Annotated in this window: 11 protein-coding genes; 5 read left to right on the forward strand and 6 right to left on the reverse strand. The window is 52.2% G+C overall.

The features are described 5' to 3' along the window. The coding region (locus KJ970_16055) for a hypothetical protein (protein ID MBU2692438.1) at window positions 1-228 on the reverse strand (228 nt) is incomplete at its 3' end. Between the two features lie 162 nt (window positions 229-390). On the opposite strand from KJ970_16055, the gene KJ970_16060 reads away from it, so the two are divergent. The 5 genes from KJ970_16060 to murB all read left to right on the forward strand — a co-directional run bounded on the left by KJ970_16060 (window position 391) and on the right by murB (window position 9362). Next, complete coding sequence (locus tag KJ970_16060; GenBank protein MBU2692439.1) at window positions 391-966, forward strand: GNAT family N-acetyltransferase; 576 nt, start codon at window positions 391-393, stop codon at window positions 964-966. Window positions 967-995: 29 nt separating this feature from the next. After that, window positions 996-2177, forward strand: coding sequence for a pyridoxal phosphate-dependent aminotransferase (locus tag KJ970_16065; GenBank protein ID MBU2692440.1), 1182 nt, complete (start codon window positions 996-998; stop codon window positions 2175-2177). A gap of 242 nt (window positions 2178-2419) precedes the next feature. Further along, window positions 2420-4543: a hypothetical protein gene (locus KJ970_16070; GenBank protein MBU2692441.1), complete on the forward strand. Its 2124-nt coding sequence runs from the start codon at window positions 2420-2422 to the stop codon at window positions 4541-4543. A 606-nt stretch (window positions 4544-5149) separates the two neighbouring features. Further along, window positions 5150-8350 (forward strand): T9SS type A sorting domain-containing protein, encoded by a 3201-nt coding sequence (locus KJ970_16075; protein MBU2692442.1) that lies wholly within the window; start codon window positions 5150-5152, stop codon window positions 8348-8350. Window positions 8351-8522: 172 nt separating this feature from the next. Then, window positions 8523-9362 (forward strand): UDP-N-acetylmuramate dehydrogenase, encoded by an 840-nt coding sequence (murB, locus tag KJ970_16080; GenBank protein MBU2692443.1) that lies wholly within the window; start codon window positions 8523-8525, stop codon window positions 9360-9362. Between the two features lie 101 nt (window positions 9363-9463). Here murB and pheT read toward each other — a convergent pair whose 3' ends face one another. The 5 genes from pheT to KJ970_16105 form a co-directional block, all read right to left on the reverse strand. Beyond that, a complete protein-coding gene (pheT, locus tag KJ970_16085) occupies window positions 9464-11329 on the reverse strand; it encodes a phenylalanine--tRNA ligase subunit beta (GenBank protein ID MBU2692444.1) in 1866 nt (621 codons plus the stop codon). Then, complete coding sequence (locus KJ970_16090; protein ID MBU2692445.1) at window positions 11305-12867, reverse strand: phenylalanine--tRNA ligase subunit alpha; 1563 nt, start codon at window positions 12865-12867, stop codon at window positions 11305-11307. The genes pheT and KJ970_16090 overlap by 25 nt, the downstream gene beginning before the upstream one ends. Before the next feature lie 10 nt (window positions 12868-12877). After that, window positions 12878-13666, reverse strand: coding sequence for a 16S rRNA (uracil(1498)-N(3))-methyltransferase (locus KJ970_16095; GenBank protein ID MBU2692446.1), 789 nt, complete (start codon window positions 13664-13666; stop codon window positions 12878-12880). A 6-nt stretch (window positions 13667-13672) separates the two neighbouring features. After that, window positions 13673-14860: a molecular chaperone DnaJ gene (dnaJ, locus tag KJ970_16100; GenBank protein MBU2692447.1), complete on the reverse strand. Its 1188-nt coding sequence runs from the start codon at window positions 14858-14860 to the stop codon at window positions 13673-13675. 215 nt (window positions 14861-15075) lie between these two features. Further along, window positions 15076-16509, reverse strand: a complete 1434-nt coding sequence (locus tag KJ970_16105) for a sugar transferase (protein MBU2692448.1) — start codon at window positions 16507-16509, stop codon at window positions 15076-15078.

Raw genomic sequence — 16509 nt, forward strand, 5'->3', positions numbered from 1 at the left:
GAGCGCGCGGAAGAGTTCCGGCCGTTTCAACCAATAGTCGGCCTGGAATGTCTGCCGGCTGAAATCGCGGTCACAATGCTGACATTTATAACGTTGCACACGATAAGGTTTTGTCTTGCGGGAAAAGAATCCCGCTTTCTTATACCGCCACCCCTCCGGCTTCTTGTGATACCGGCAATGCGGATTGGGACAGTGCGGCGGCTTGAAATAGGTTCGACATTTCGACATACCCTGCTAGGTGTGCAGGAAACACGCCAAATGCAATCTTCGAAGCACAAGTAATTCTTTGGTGGCATTGGCTCTACCAAACCCCTATTCTCATTGATGCGAGACAACACAGACCGCCCACTATTAATGGAGCCGGCAGGATATTGCCAATAGGAGGATCACATGCTCATTGGCGGAAAGGTGCGTCTACGAAAGGTTGAGAGGGAGGATCTGTGCTTTCTATTCGACCTACTGAATGATACCGGGCTGCAAAACTATGATGTCTCAATGCATGCCGCCATTTCTCGATATGCCCTTGATAGGGATTTCGAAAAGCTCTTCCACCGGCAAGGTTGGGAACGTTTCCTCATCACCTCTCATGACGGACAGGACAAATACGGTATTATTTCGGTCAAGGAAATCAAAGGCGTTCCGAACTGCTACACGCTTTCCATCGCCTTGACGACACGAAACACGGGTTGCGGCTATGGGTCGGAGGCCATTCAGTTATTACTGGGCTTCATGTTTCGTAATCGCGCCGCCGTTCGCATTGGTCTGGAGGTTCGCTCCTACAATACGAGGGCGATTCATTGTTTCGCAGGATGCGGATTTATTAGAGAGGGTACGCTCCGCCAAGCCAGCTTCCATGACGGTGCATATTGTGATGTTCTTGTCATGTCCATTCTCCGCACTGAATTCATGGAGAAACAGCAAGGGAAGTCGCAAGGCCAGGACTCTTCATCGCAACATAAATGCTAATTTGACTTTATTCTCAGGAGGGTTGTGTAATGGCAATTTCCAAAAAGATCGAGACATTCATGACCAAGGCCTCCTGGATTAGAAAGATGTTCGAGGAGGGTATCCGTCTGAAGAATGAAGTTGGCGAAGAGAAGGTCTTTGATTTTACCTTGGGTAATCCCATACTTGAACCACCTGAAGAATACCAAGAAATCCTCCGAAAATATATTGCTGAACCCACTCCTGGAAGCCATCGGTACATGCCCAATGCAGGATATCCCGCCACGCGCTTGAAGGTCGCTGATTACCTTAAGAAGACAACAGGAACCCCGCTTGAAGCCGGTGATATTATCATGACATGCGGCGCCGGCGGCGCCATGAATGTGTCGCTCAAAGCCCTTCTGGATCCCGGCGATGAAGTTGTCGTGATCGCTCCCTTCTTCCCGGAATATCGTTTCTATATCGACAACCATGGCGGCTGCATGGTTATCGCCGAATCGGCAGATGATTTCGACTTGGATTTGGCCGCCCTAAAGGCGGCCATCGGCGGACGGACGAAAGCCATTATTCTCAATTCACCTAACAATCCGACAGGAAAGATGTATACCGCCGAGCGCCTCCGGGAGCTTGGCGATCTCCTGGGCGAGAAGGAACAAGAAGCGGGACATCCGATAACCATCCTGAGTGATGAGCCTTATAGAAAGATAGTTTTTGATGGGAAAAAGACTCCCTCGATTTTTGACGCTCATGCCAATACCATTCTCATCACCTCCCATTCGAAAGATATTGGTTTACCCGGTGAACGGATCGGTTTTGCCGCCATCTCAGCACAACACCAGGACCGGTCCATACTCCGCGAGGCCATGACTTTCACAAACCGAACACTCGGTTATGTCAACGCTCCAGCTCTTTTCCAGAGGACAGTCGCCCTCGCCCAAGATATGAGTGTCCCGGTAGCGGTATATCAGAATCTTAGAGATCTCTTTTGCGTGGGCCTCAATGAGGCGGGACTCCGCATCTCCAAACCGGATGGCGCCTTCTATCTATTTCCAAAAACACCGGGTGAGGATGATATGGCCTTCATTCGGGATCTGCAGAAAGAATATATCCTCGCTGTTCCGGGTTCCGGTTTTGGCCGTCCCGGCCATATCCGGTTGAGCTATTGCGTTACAGAAAAGGAAATAAGGGGCTCCCTCCCCGGCTTCAGGCGGGTCATGCAGAAGTACAACTAACTCATTCCATTTATTACGGTTACAGCGCTTCTTGGTTGGAATGCCTGGGATCGCTTTGTTGACGCCCTGAATCTGATCTAATATGAGGTATCGCAGCCGGGGAATCGTGTTGAAAGGATTTGAAGGATATTCTCCATGAACAATTCTCAGATCAACCAACTCGTCCCCTATCGGTTCGGATGGCCCTTCTGCAGCGCCTTCAATTCATGCATCCGATATGGATTATCAAGAGACTTCGGGAAATGAGAAGAACATGGGTCGTTTTCGCTGGAGTGATTCTACTGGGATTGAGTCAGATACAGTGTCTTCTAAAACCCGAAGAAGGAGTTATTGGCAGTCCCCTTCCGAATGAGCGGCCCCACGTCCGGATTACAGGAGGTGTCTTCAACGAAGATCCAGCAGGAGTAGATTTTCGTGTAAAATTTCTTTGGCATGGATGGGATAATGACGGCATAGTCACTGGATTTGAATGGGCTGTCGATGATACAACACTGGAACGGGCATGGCGAGGCACCTTCGAATTCGGTGAGGGTTTTAATTTTCGAGCAACAACTTTTGATCCAGCCGATTCATCATTCTATGATTGGCATCGATTCTTCATCCGATCCATTGACAACGAATTCGAGCGTTCAAAGATTGACTCAAGATACTTCAATGCAAGGACAATTGCCCCAAACACGAAAATCACCTTCCCCATTATAGCCGATGGTTCGCTTTTGCTTCGTAGACCACGCACCTTCAACGTAACTTGGAAGGGTGAGGATCTTGATTCCTCTACTCCGGTCAAATTGCCGGTCTATTATGAATACAAATTAGTTAATGTCAATTTGATGGATGATCCGGGGGAGGCTCTCATTCAAAATGACAATATATTTCTGGATACCCTTCTTGTTGGCGATAAAACCAAGTGGATAAGGATTTCAGCAGAGATCTCAAGCCTCCGGCTCACCGAACTTCCCTTGGGGGAACTCTATGTATTCGGCATTCGTGCCATTGATGAAGCGGGCGCTATTGAACCCTTTTTAGAGCAAGCACGTAACTATTTTCGATTTGAGGTGACGAACGAAGAATGCCAGCCCATCGTTACTATCAGGGAAAATCGACTGGGAGCATTTACCTTTCCAAGTGATGGAACCGTCTGGAAGGTTGAAGTTCCGAGCAAAACGCCGATTCGTTTTCGCTGGGAAGGAGATGCCGCCTTCTGCGGCAGCGGCCCTGGAAATGTGAATTATTCTCTCGACATCGAGGACCCTGGCGATGAGTACACAAATGCACCGAATGGAATCGGCGGATGGATTGGCTGGGGCCTATGGGATGAAATCCAGACACCTTTGATGTTTCCGGATACTGATAACGGAATAACGCATAATTTCTATGTAAAAATGTTAGACGAATCAAATAATCCAAGATCCGTTCGCTTCTGCTGGGTTCAGATTAAAGTCATAGCCTTCAGTTTCAATAGAACGGCATTGATTGTCGATGACGCGACATTGAGGCCTTACTTTTATGGCAATGACGCCGTACATGATGCCTTTAGAAACCGTCTATTTCAATGTGTCTATCAATTCATGGATCCGGGTGAAGCACTTGATGTTTTCGATATATACGGCAGACAGGATGAACATTTCAATGCCGCAAGAATACCTTTAGAATTGATAGCCTCCTATAAACTCCTGATATGGAATTCTTTTTTCTTCGGCACGCTCTCATCCGGACTGGCGCGGAATGAAGTTGAGAGCAGCCTATTGACAAATTACGTTGGGGCCGGCGGGCGGGTCTACTTCTATGGATCAAAAATAGTCGGGTGTCTTGCCGGCGACAATTTCAATTATGACGATGACGGATTGTGCCCCAGTGTTCCCGGAGTTGATACCCCAGCTTGGGATCAAAATGACTTCATCTGGAAATTCCTTCATCTAAGAAATTGCGTAAAGAAGCCCTCAAGTAACAGCCAGCAAGTAGATGGTTGGATTGGTTCCAGGGCGGTTCACCCACTCTATCCGGATCTCAGAATTAATCCAGACGTTTGGGATCCCGAAACACCCCGCATCGCCGATGGTCTTCCGGTCGGCGGCACAATTTGGTTTGAGGTTTATAAAAAAGGCCGGACCATCCCCATAAGACGCGAGCCCGGTCTTGATACGATCTACGTCGCCGAAACATTTAAATATCAAAATATACCATCACAAATAGACGGATGTCCCATTGCTCTGAGGTATGAATCGACCTCGGAAGACTCGGCCCTAAGTCTGGATCAAGGTAGGATATTTTTCCAACTCTTCCCATTCTTCCCATGCCAAGAGGGGCCGGCCGCCGAGGCGGCCCGCAAAGCTGTTACCTGGATGATGACCGGGCGGGATGAATGACCCGCTGTCGGATGGTCATCCATCCTTCCCCGTAGTAAACTGCAGTTGCCGGATAATATTTGGCTATTAAATATCATTATAAATAATATTCCACCTGGTTTTGGAATATTTGGAACGATTCATTGAGCGCATAAGAGACATCCCATCAATGAAATAATTCATAATTTTTGAAACAATTTCGTGGCCGATCCAGTAAAAGAGTTTTATACTCCTTGTGGCCGAAGTGGAATGGCCTGTCGAATGCATCCATGCCAATCTAATGACAGGCTGGAACGCTTAAGCATGAGAGATAGGAAGCACCAACCTCGAGTTTTTGCGGCGGCTGCAAAATGGATCGCAGCCAAAAGTGGGGATCCCCCGTCCTCCTGCCGGGGCGCGGACTACGGGGTTCCTAAGCAAAATTCCTTATTTAGGCCATCCAAGATGGGGATGCCTTAGTTCCCTAATTGGAATGGAGTCATCTGTAGGGAGTCCCCCCCTATTGGACGAGTATGTCCTTCGTCCGGGTTCTGTCGACCCGGATTATGGAGAGGAATGTCCAAAATCCGGCTGCAGGATTTGTACATTCTTCAGTCCGAAAAGACACAACCAATGGAGGCGGAAAACATGAGGAAGATATTAGTCGTTGTGGTTTGTCTCTGTCTTTTGGGGGCTGCTTCGAGTACGCAGGCTTTTACACCACGGGCCGATCGTTTCCTAAACACAAAACAGGTCGTTGCAAAGGAGATGGATGGCGATAAACCTTTGACCACGGCAAATACGTTCAGCCGGGCGGATACTATCTGCTTCGGTGGCCATGATGGGAATGGCTATGCCGTCGAAGGCGGTATCTGGGATTTTTCTGATGGAACAATGCAAGGTTGGTATGGCATTGATATGACCCAGAATTCCGGCCAGTACTGGTGGGCTCGTTATAGGGCGATAGATTATGAATGCCCCGCTTCCGCCCCGATGACCAATGCCAGTTCAGGCCACCTCTGGTGCGGCGGGGAACAATCTGACGCCGATGCGGGCTGCTGGACCTGTGACGCCGGCCTTGATTGCGCATTGGGTTATCCAAACAGCCTTTGTCAAAGAGCAACAGCGCCACTGATCCCCTACACTACCGGCGATATTTCGATCAATTTTCAATATTACACCGATTCTGAAGGCCTGACCTTTGATTACACGAAGGTTCAGATTCTGGCATACGATGGATCCATCCTGATAGAAGCAATGGATGTGGATGATCTCGGCGGAATCAATGGGTTGCCGGGCAGTCCTGTGACCTTCTCCAGTGAGATTTATGATTTCAATATCCCTGAAGGGACAGACGGCCTCAAGCTGCGTTTTGAATTCGTTTCGGATACCTTTTGGTCGGATGAGGACGGCCTCTACTGCTCTACCTATGGCGCCATCGGTCTTGATAATGTAACCCTCGCAAGTGATGCCGGATCGACAACCTATGACTGGGAAAGCGATAGTGAAGGTTTTGTTTACGAGCATTGTCCAGGGGTAGGAAACTGGATAGCGATCAATCCGATCGATAACTATCTCATCCTGGATCCATGCGCCTGTGAGCTATCAAATTATGTGCTCGCGTTCCATGATGACAACCTTACTCACGGCGATCCCGGTGCAGAAAACAGTCAGTGGAACATGGCGGTAAGTCCCATCATTGATAGGAGCGCCTATCCTGCGCCTGACTATAATTCCATCTTTGCCAGATGGGATATCTATTCCTGGCTTCCGCTCGAAAATGGGGTTTTGTATCGTCCCGGCTGGTTCTATTATCCTTGGGAATGTACAGAAACGGGTTCTTTGGGCTGGTCTCCACGGTCCGGCGATGATGACTACCTGTATGTTGGGACTGATCCGATCTGCTACGAATCCAATGATAATGCAACGGAAAATGAAGTCCCAGGCGGTGCAACTTATTATCGGTTCTGCATAGAGGTGAAAGCCTGCTGCACTTGCTTTGGAATCACAAATTGTACAGGTGCCAGCAACGAAACACCGCTCATTGATAACATCCAGGTCTGTGTCACCGGAATTCCCGATGCCCCCGTCGCGGACTATGGGAATGGATGTTACTACCAAGATGGATTCGGTCAATCCATGTTTATTGATCCCACGGCGACTGGACGTTGTGACTCATGGGACGTGGGCGCGGGAACAGCGCCGCCCTTCACATTGAGTGATTCGCTGTCCATTTCGGGTCCGCCGGTATTGGGTACAACGCCCTCATGGGAAGCTAAACTCTGGTTTAAACTTCCCCGGGTGGGGCCCGCCATCAACCAAACGGCCTACAATGCCTGGAAAAGCCGGCTGCCCGGCGATCCCGAGTTGGGATTTGTGGCGGTTAGAATGGACTCGTGTCAGACCATTATGCCCTTCAGCAATAAGTTCTGCTCCTACTTCCATGAGAGTGAAGCCGGGTTCAACATGGCTTTTAATGACCTGACCGATGAGAATGAGATTCTTCCCGACGATCTCTTCACACCGGGAACTTTAATTCAGTACTTCGTAACCACGAATTATATCGGCAATCCACAATTTGCCTTTGTTGAGGACACTACAAATGGTTTCTTCCGCGAGATTGAAATCCTGCCGAGCATGCGTGTGGATCCTGTTGCAGAAGAAATTGTTTGGCCTTGTGTCCTCTATGTGGACGCTTACAATCGTGGAGCGGAAAACTTCATTCAACCGGCGCTGGATTACTTTCTCCAGGAAGTTCCCGGTGTCGGTCCGAACAATGATCGCTACGACGAGGATGGCGCCAGCACCAATTATAATGGAAGTTCTCTCTACCGTACTGGAAATAATGGAGCCACACTGCCGCAGCTTCTGGCCTATTCCGGAATCATCGTGAACTCCGGTTTATTCAGTGGCGGCGCCTTGGAGGAAACTGATTTCATCGGTTTGGAGGACTGGCTCCTGACTTCAATCTGTGATCAATCTGAAGTCCGCCAGGGCTTGATCCTGAACGGCGATGAGATGGCCCTCATTATTCAAGAACACAGACCCTCATTCCTCTTCGGCGCCCTCGGGACGGGGCTTGATTGTTCACCCTACCGCGACGCCGGCTGCCCCAGTGGAACGCCCGAAGATACTTCATTCTGTATCCAGGTCATCGATGTCGATATGCCGGTCTTCCCATCCTCAACGGACTACTGGGCTTATGGCAATGGGTGTCCCAATATCTACACTTACTCGGTCCTCTTTCCCCAGGGAACGGGCCAGGGCAACCGGAGCTGGTTCGATTTTGACTTCAGCGGTCCAAAGGGAGTCGTTGAATTCGCTCAGATCGTCAATGAAGATCTTGGCTTGAACAATTACCGGACCAGTGTTGAGGGTTACAGCTATCACCACATTACAAGCTCATTTGCCGGCGGCACTTGTGTTCCCGACAGCGCCGGCATTGTTTCAGCGGTGGCGTCCGAGCTTGTTGGAACGCTCAACTGGCTGTTTGATGGTCCTCCTCCGGCATTCTGCACGGATCCCTGCGGGATTACCGATGATGTTCCCGATGTCGACGGTGTTGAAGTTAAAATAAACCGTCTCTACCAAAATCGTCCCAACCCATTCAATCCGCGCACCGTTATCTCCTTCGCTATCGCCCAGCGAAGCGACGTTGAGTTGGCCATCTATGATGTTTCCGGCCGACTCGTGCGCCAGCTGAAAAAAGGCGTTATGGATGCGGGGCTGCAGAATATTGTTTGGGATGGAACCGATGATACAGGCCGGAATGTCTCAAGTGGGATCTATTGGTCTCAGCTGACTATTGGAGAATATCGGTCGAACAAGAAGATGGTGCTTCTCAAATAGTCCTTCTCGTGAGAAAGGCACCCAGGCGGGCCAATCCAATGCCAGTGGATTGGCCCGCAACCTTTCTATTGGGATTCCTATTCCGTGATGAGATTCTTGACCCCCGCATCTTGAAGACACACAATACCCGATGGGCGGGAGTTCGATTCCACTCTCAAGAGAGATTTGTTTAATGACTCAGATTGAAAAAGAGATCCCATCGCATTGGAGAAAAGATGTTTCTCTGGCCTCTTTCACCTCCTGGAGGATTGGCGGTCCGGCACTATATTTCGCGGAACCCCCCGATCCCTCCTCACTCGCGTCGGATCTCCGGGCCGGTTTTGATCTTCAGCTGCCCGTCTTCTTTATTGGAGGCGGAAGCAATATTCTGATTTCCGATCGGGGATTCCCCGGCCTCGTTGTGCGTTACAGGGATCGCTCTATTCGTCTCCACGTTGAGGAAGATGGCAGATCAGCGCGGCTCCGGGCGGGCGCCAATGCCGCACTTGCCGGAACGGCCCGCGCCATGGCCTATCGGGGTTGGGCCGGACTGGAATGGGCGGAAGGTATTCCCGGCACGATCGGCGGCGCAATCGTCGGGAACGCCGGGGCCTTTGGCGGCGATATCAGCCAGGTCTTACTTCGGCTGGAGATCCTTGAAAAGGCATCAAAAATCATTCAATGGGACCCGGACCGGCTTTCCTATGGTTACCGGACGAGCGCTTTAAAGGAAAATCCGTCGGGTGATGTGCTCGTTTTAACGGGTGAATTTTTGCTACAAAGTGAAAACCCGACCGAGCTGAGAAGAAGGATGGTTCACTTTTCTCACAAAAGACGGCGATCGACACCAGCGAAAGCATCCTGCGGATCGGTTTTCAAAAACCCCCCGGGAGAAGCGGCGGGACGACTCATCGAGTCTTCCGGCCTCAAGGGAAAAATCTGCGGCAACATGATGGTTTCAGATATCCATGCCAACTATATTGTGAATCAGGGAGACGGCAAGGCAGTGGAAGCCCTGTCCCTCATTCGGTAGGTCCGCGATACGGTTTTTGAAAAGACGGGAATCGTGCTGCGTCCCGAAATCCGCTTCATCGGCTTTGAAGAAGATGACATTGGCGACATTTTGTCGGTGGTTTAGCTCTTTCTCCATACATCCTGATTCACCGGGTTTTCTCCCATCAAGGCCAGCAGCGATCCTTCCATGACAATGACCGGATTTGTGAGACCCAATCGCTCGAGGATCTCAGGATGCACTTCACCGAAAATGAGAACCTCGCTTTTCTCTCCTTGGGGATTGTTTCGAATGGCCCGCGCTCCGCGGCCCGCGAGGAATGGCGCTTCATCGTATGGTTCCAAATCCATGGTGCAATCGAATTCCAACGCGACTGACTGCGCAATGGCCTTCATTTCAGCAAAACCGGCGGAGGGATAAACAATAGCGCAGCCGATATGGCGTTCTTCGCGGGCGCCCGTTTCAGAGAACCGGTCCAACAAGGTGATATCACCAATCTCGAAGATGTTTTGTGGCAAGGGCCGATGCCGGTTTTGGTGAAGAATTTGAAGAAGACCCGGTATCAACTGTGTGCGCAACTGACTCTGATCACGACTGATGGGATTGTCGATACGCGCCGCATCCTTAGAAGGTTCCCGGCCGAGCATCAGGTCATTCGTTTCCGGATTGGTCAAGACTAATGCCATAACTTCAATCAATCCCAGACCCGTCAGGATTTCCCGGGCCTTCCCTGAATAGATTTCAACGGGCCGTTCAGAGGGTTTCGTGGTAACCGGTAGAAGTATCTTTGGAATTTTGTCATATCCATACGCGATGGCGAGATCCTCAAAGAGGTCCACCTCGTGGAGAATATCGTTCCGATAAGCGGGAATTTCCACAGCTATGGAATTTTCGCCTTCCGGCATCGCCCCATGTCGCATGCGCCTTAGGAGGTCGACCGCTTCATTTTGCGATAGATCAATACCCAGTACTTTCCGGGCCTCCCTCAATGAAATGATTCGGCTCTCCGATTTCAGGTTGGGCGTGATGCGTTCGTTTTTATCTGAATCCAGCACGCGGACAGCCCGAATCCTCATCTCTGGAATCAATTCCTTTAGACTCGTAACAAGAATGTTCAGTGCCTTGCCGACCGCCCTATCATTATGACCGGTGACATCGACAAAAAGTCTGGTTGAAGATTGCGTCACCCGCGTCTCCTCACTATTGATAATCGGCGGCATTGAGAGAACGCGGCCATCGGCATCATGGAGGATCGGATAATGAGTAAAACCCTTCAGGAGATGCGTATACCCTACTCCCTTTGGATGCTCCTCCAGAATTCGATTCAGGCTCCAATCCTCTCCCTCTGTCGCACCTAATGGTCTAAAAAAGAAGGAAGCAGGATCTTTCGCCGTATAGGTAAATGGAGGTTTAACACTATCCAAGTCATAAACGCCAATGCTGGCATGCCGTCGGTCCCGTCCCAAGGCCCAATGGAGATTCTCCTGAAGTTTCATCAGGATTTTAACGCGCTCCTCATCCAACGTCACATTTTCCAGGACGGCCACCGCGATCTTTGGGCGTAGAGAGGTCGGCCGGCTTACGATCCCGTCGACAGTGAGATCACAGCAGGGATCCTCGACTTTCAGCGTTCTAGGACCGGTTTCAATATTGAGGTATCCGCGCAGGGCGCGGCCCAATCCGCCCGGGTCAAACAGATCAGGACGAACGGCCAGCAGATCCATCCTCAAGACCTCAAGATCAGGCAGAGGCTCCGATGCCCCCCTTTCACGCAATTCAAATCCGCACTCCGGACACTCGAGTGGAATTTCTTCTTGGGGTGATAACTCCAATATGAAGCGGCACTGGTTGCAGCGATGGCGCTGCATAACTTGCAGCCCCTCTACATCGCAACCCATAAGACCGAGGGTCTTCTCAAGTGACTCGGCCTCGATGGGCCTGCCAATGACTTCCTGTAATTGTTCTACCGGGATTCCAACGACGGGCATATCGGCGCTTCCTTTAACCATTGAATATCGGGAAGGTAAAGATCCCGCATATGTGTCACTCCGTGGCGGAGCATGGCCAATCGTTCCAGACCCAGGCCCCAGGCCAGGACAGGGACGTTGCAGCCGAGAGGGCGCGTCACCTCCGGTCTGAAGACCCCCGCGCCGCCCATCTCGACCCACGTCTTTCTCGGTTCGTAGAAGATGAAGACCTCGACACTCGGTTCCGTATAAGGAAAGAATGCCGGCCGGAATTCATAATTTTTAAAACCCATTCCTTCATAGAAGGCGCCAAGGGTGCCCAGAAGGGTGGAGAATGTTCCGGCGTCGTCGATGATGATGCCGTCAACCTGTGTAAAAACGGGGAGATGTTTGTACGTTATCGCCTCACGCCGGAAAACACGGCCAACACAGAAAACCCGTTGTGGCCCCTTCGGATTCTTGGCGAGGGCCCGAACGGTGGCCGCCGTTGTATGTGTTCTCAAGACGGTCCCCTGGGCCAACTCCGGATTCCAGGGGATCTCCCATCCGCGCGATCCGGTCTCGCCCCCATCCTCATGAACACGGCGGACGCGCTCGACGAGGACACTATCCGCAGGAAGATCGGCGCGGGAAGGCTCCTTCATATAGAAGGTATCTTGCATTTCTCGGGCCGGATGATCCTGGGGTTGAAAAAGGGCATCGAAATCCCAAAAAGCCGATTCGACGAAGGGTGAGACGATTTCGGTGAACCCCATCCTCAGGAAAGCATTCCGGGTGCCTTGTATGACCGCCTGCAGCGGATGGATTTTACCGGAAACAACCGGTTTGACATCGAGGCGGACATCGTAGGGTTTCAGCTTGGCCTCTTTCCATTCACCACTGGCGAGGAGTTCGGGTGTTAGCTGCGACACCTCCAATTGAGGCTTTATTCCGACAAAGGCCGCCCGCCCCGCCTCCGACATCTTGGGGAAGCGCTGCTTTCGCGTCTTGATGTCAAGGAGACGCCGCTTTTGACTCAGAGTCTGGATTTCCGCTTCCGATGGAATCGAAGGAGCGGACGCCAAAGCGGTCTCCGGCGCCCGTTGCTCCGGCTGTTGCGCCAGCCAGTTTAAAAACGCCTCTTCGGCCGTTTGACCCGCTAAATCCTTCCGGCCTTGTTCCGTTATGCGAAGGGAAGGACCCTCTTGCTCCGCCCAATCACGCTGCCGCAGGAAGCGCAATATACCGCCGACCGCCTTGGGCTCCATGCCTACCCTTCCGGCGATCTCTTGCATAGAGCATTGCCCATCCGATTCCTGCAGGGCCCGAAGGATCCGGCGTTCCGGCAAACCATGTTCAACGGTTTCGATACCGGCTTCAGTTAAACAATAGATCCGTGTTTGAGTTTCTGTCGTCTCAACCCAGCCCCGCCGTTCCAGTAGAACGACCGCAGCGGCGACTTGGGATTGATCCGCACCGAGTTTCCGGGCCATGTCCTCGACATTCCCGGCATCGCTTTCTTCAACCAGATATTGTAACACTTTGAACTCGGACTCGGGGATCCTGGTTTCGTTAGCCATCCGTTCCTCTTTATGTGGCAAGCAAACGATCCTGGAGAAGACTCAGAAGATTGACCACCGCTGTTTCGGATCGCAAGCGGTGCGGCCCAAGGGAAACAGCCCAACCGGGCACCCCTCGCAACTGCTCCTCCTCTTCCTCCTCCCATCCTCCTTCGGGACCAACCAGCGCGAGAAAAGTCCCATTCCCATCATGCCGCAACGTTTCGCCCGACGGAAGCCGCTCCCCGGAGGGGACGGCCCAAACAATCCGCCGGTCGCCGCATCGGCTCAAGAGCGACTCAAGATCACTGGGAGGCTCCAGGCGGGGTCTCCAGGCTCGGCCGGATTGTTTCATCGCAGAAATGATAACCCTCTCCCACCGCTCGAGCCGCTTGGGTAATCGCTCTTCGACGGGAATAACGGTCGTCCTTTGCGTTACGATGGGTTGAATTTTGCGCACGCCCAATTCCGTCGCCTTTTCAAGGATCCAATCGAGGCGGCTGGACCGGTGCAGCAGCGGCATCCCCAATGAAATGTCCCACGGAAACTCCCGGGATGAGGGGCGGCTATCCTCGATCTGGAGCTGCACCCGGCGTCCAAGGCTTTCACCGATAACAACAAGGAATTCATTTCCTTCGCCATCGATCCCGCGAACCCGGTCCCCCTTCCTGAGGCGCCAGACCCTTAAGGCGTGATGTGACTCATCTTTTGAGAGGAGAGGGCCATCCGGTCCCTGAAGATCGCGCGGTGGGACATAGAGGAATCTCTCTTCTTCAACATTCCAAGCATTTGATGCATCTGTCGGGGGGCCGGAAGACATATCAGCTCATTCCTCAGAAACGCCAAACATCTCCTTAACGCGATCAAAGAAGCCCTTACCGGGTTTGGGTATCTCTTCCCCTTTGGTGTTCGCGAGTTCTTCGAACAGCTCGCGCTCCTTTGGATTCAATTTCTGGGGTGTCCAGACAAGGATGCGGATAAGAAGATCCCCCGTGCCGCTCCCCCTTACCCTGGGTAGACCCTTATTCCTCAGCCGCAGGATTTTCCCTGATTGAACACCGGGTGGAACTTGAAATCTGACCTTTCCATCCAATGTCGGCACTTCAACGGGTCCTCCTAAGGCCGCACGAGCAAAACTGATAGGGACGATGGTTAAGATGTTGTCTCCATGTCTCTCGAATTGATCATGCGGCTTCTCTTCAATAATCGCCAGTAAATCGCCGGCCGGCCCCCCGCGTAGTCCGGTATGCCCCTGTCCATCAAGTCTCAGATAGTTGCCGTTCATGACGCCTTTGGGGATATGAATCACGGTCGTTTCGGTCCCCTCGATCCGGCCGTCGCCGCCGCATACCTTGCAGGGATCGGCGATGATATTCCCTTCGCCATGGCAGCGGGGACAGGTCTGGACACTGACCATTTGACCGAAAAAGGATCGTTGAACCGTTCGAACTTGTCCGGCCCCCTGACATTGAAGGCACTCCGTTATGCCGCCGGATCCTTGGTATCCCTTGGTCCCACAGGCGACACACTTAATCAGTTTTTTGACCCTGACCTTTTTGTCCACGCCCTTGGCGATTTCCCCAAGACTCAGATGGAGATGGATTTGTATATCGCCGCCACGGCGGGAACGTTGCCGGCTTCGCCCCTGGGTCCGGCCACCGCCGAAGATATCCCCCAAGCCCCCCAAATCACCAAAATCACGCATGAAAGCACGAAGGGCGTCGGAGAGATCAAATTCGACGCCTCCCGGGCCAAATCCGCCGAATCCAGACCGCCCGCCGCCGGCCGGATCGAAAGCGGCATGGCCATATTGTTCGTAAAGCCGGCGTTTCTCTGTATCCCGGAGAATCTCGTAGGCTTCCGTCGCCTCCTTGAATTTTTCCTCGGCTTGCGCATCACCTGGATTGCGATCGGGATGGTGTTTCAAGGCGAGCTTACGATAGGCCTTTTTAATTTCCTCTTCGCCCGCCTCCCGGGGAACACCCAATACCTCGAAGTAGTCGCGTTTACTCATGCCCTCATTTGGCTCCTTCTTGTGAGCTGCTTCCCTTTTCTCTGTGCGCCATCGTTGAATGATACCAATTCAAGGACCACTCATCCGGGGCACATCAGTGAAATGCGTGGGGAAAGGTTATTGAGATCAGATTCATAATGTAGCCCAGGGACCGGTGAGGGTCAAGTTGGCCCCCCATGGAAAGGGGATGGAGCGATCCTGTTGCCGGCCGGCCTTCAGTTCCCCCTTGAAACGATAACGGAACGGAGGGTCATGAAGAGGATGCGCAAATCCAACCAGAGCGACCAATTTTCAATGTAATAGAGATCGTACCGGGTCCGTTCTTCTATCGGGACGTTTCCTCGGAGTCCATTGACCTGCGCCCATCCCGTGACGCCGCTCTTGACACGATGGCGATCAAAGTAATCGGGTACATGGTCCTGGAATTTCTCGACGAAGTGGGGCCGTTCCGGCCGAGGGCCGACAAGGCTCATCTCCCCCTTAAAAACGTTCCACATCTGCGGAAGCTCATCCAAGCTCCACTCTCTGATGAATTGCCCCACATGCGTCCTGCGATCATCATTTTCCCGGGCCCAAACCGGACCTGTTTCCGATTCGGCATCGGTCCGCATCGACCGATACTTAAACATATTGAAAATACGGCGGTCTCTTCCGATGCGTTCCTGTTTGTAAAAGACAGGGCGACCCGATTCAATGAGGACCGCAAGAGCGATACCACCCATGAGTGGTGCGAACAGAATTAGGAAGAGTGTGGATAAAATAAGATCGAGGGCTCGCTTGATAACGCCATTCCAACCGGCCAGCGGTATCTCCCGGAGACGGATGACAGGGACGCCGTCAATCGTATCCATGCGCGTTGTATGTGTCATGAGTCCCAGGAGGCCGGGGATGAACTCATAGTCAATATCCAAATCGCGGCAGCTCTTTAATACATCCAACAGGATCGATTGATCCTCCATCGGAAGGGCCAGAATCAGGAGATCGAGCCTTTTTTCCTCGGCGATCCGGTGCGTCATCTTCCAGGAGCCCAATTGTCTCGGTGTGCTCTCCGGATCCTCGGGCCCAAGGATGTACCCCGCGAAGGCATAAGAAACCCCGCGAACATGCTGAAGCGCGGATGCGACCCGGTGGCCATGACTCGTGGCGCCTAAAACGGCGAAGCGAATCGGTTGCCGGCGGAGACGCCGCAGAAAAATCCGCGCGCCGTAGCGCCGGCCGGCGAGTATAAATCCCAGAGCAAGAACCCAGACAATAACCAGTGTGAGGCGTGAAAAAGAAACGCCGCGAAAAAAGAAGGTCAATGCCGCTGAGAGCAGGATGGCCAGAATAGAGGCCTTAATAAGGGCCTCCATTCCGGGTCCGAACCCAGGACGGCGGATGGTATACAGACCGAAGGCATGGAAAATGGCCAGCCAAAGAAGGATGGAGGCCAATGCGGCGTAGAGATACAGGTCCAACCCGGGATCGCCTTTGGAAACCGGGAGAAGAGCGACAAAAAGCGGAAGGTGGAATCGAATGAAATAGCCGAGAATGAAGGCCAGCAGGATGCCCGTCACATCGGTCAGGTGACGGATGAACTGGAACCAGGTTTCACGTTTTCGCCGCTCGATATATCCCATGGCGCCCCTGGAAATCGGTACGATCATCAT

It is taken from the genome of Candidatus Eisenbacteria bacterium, from assembly GCA_018831195.1.
Lineage (GTDB): Bacteria > Eisenbacteria > RBG-16-71-46 > CAIMUX01 > JAHJDP01 > JAHJDP01.

Excerpts from the sequence above, each read along its gene's own strand:
- KJ970_16070 (MBU2692441.1), top strand. The coding sequence starts at position 2,420 with ATGAGAAGAACATGGGTCGTTTTCGCTGGAGTGATTCTACTGGGATTG.
- KJ970_16075 (MBU2692442.1), top strand. The coding sequence starts at position 5,150 with ATGAGGAAGATATTAGTCGTTGTGGTTTGTCTCTGTCTTTTGGGGGCT.
- dnaJ (MBU2692447.1), bottom strand. The coding sequence starts at position 14,860 with ATGAGTAAACGCGACTACTTCGAGGTATTGGGTGTTCCCCGGGAGGCG.
- KJ970_16065 (MBU2692440.1), top strand. The coding sequence starts at position 996 with ATGGCAATTTCCAAAAAGATCGAGACATTCATGACCAAGGCCTCCTGG.
- pheT (MBU2692444.1), bottom strand. The coding sequence starts at position 11,329 with ATGCCCGTCGTTGGAATCCCGGTAGAACAATTACAGGAAGTCATTGGC.
- murB (MBU2692443.1), top strand. The coding sequence starts at position 8,523 with ATGACTCAGATTGAAAAAGAGATCCCATCGCATTGGAGAAAAGATGTT.
- KJ970_16060 (MBU2692439.1), top strand. The coding sequence starts at position 391 with ATGCTCATTGGCGGAAAGGTGCGTCTACGAAAGGTTGAGAGGGAGGAT.
- KJ970_16090 (MBU2692445.1), bottom strand. The coding sequence starts at position 12,867 with ATGGCTAACGAAACCAGGATCCCCGAGTCCGAGTTCAAAGTGTTACAA.
- KJ970_16095 (MBU2692446.1), bottom strand. The coding sequence starts at position 13,666 with ATGTCTTCCGGCCCCCCGACAGATGCATCAAATGCTTGGAATGTTGAA.
- KJ970_16105 (MBU2692448.1), bottom strand. The coding sequence starts at position 16,509 with ATGATGATCGTACCGATTTCCAGGGGCGCCATGGGATATATCGAGCGG.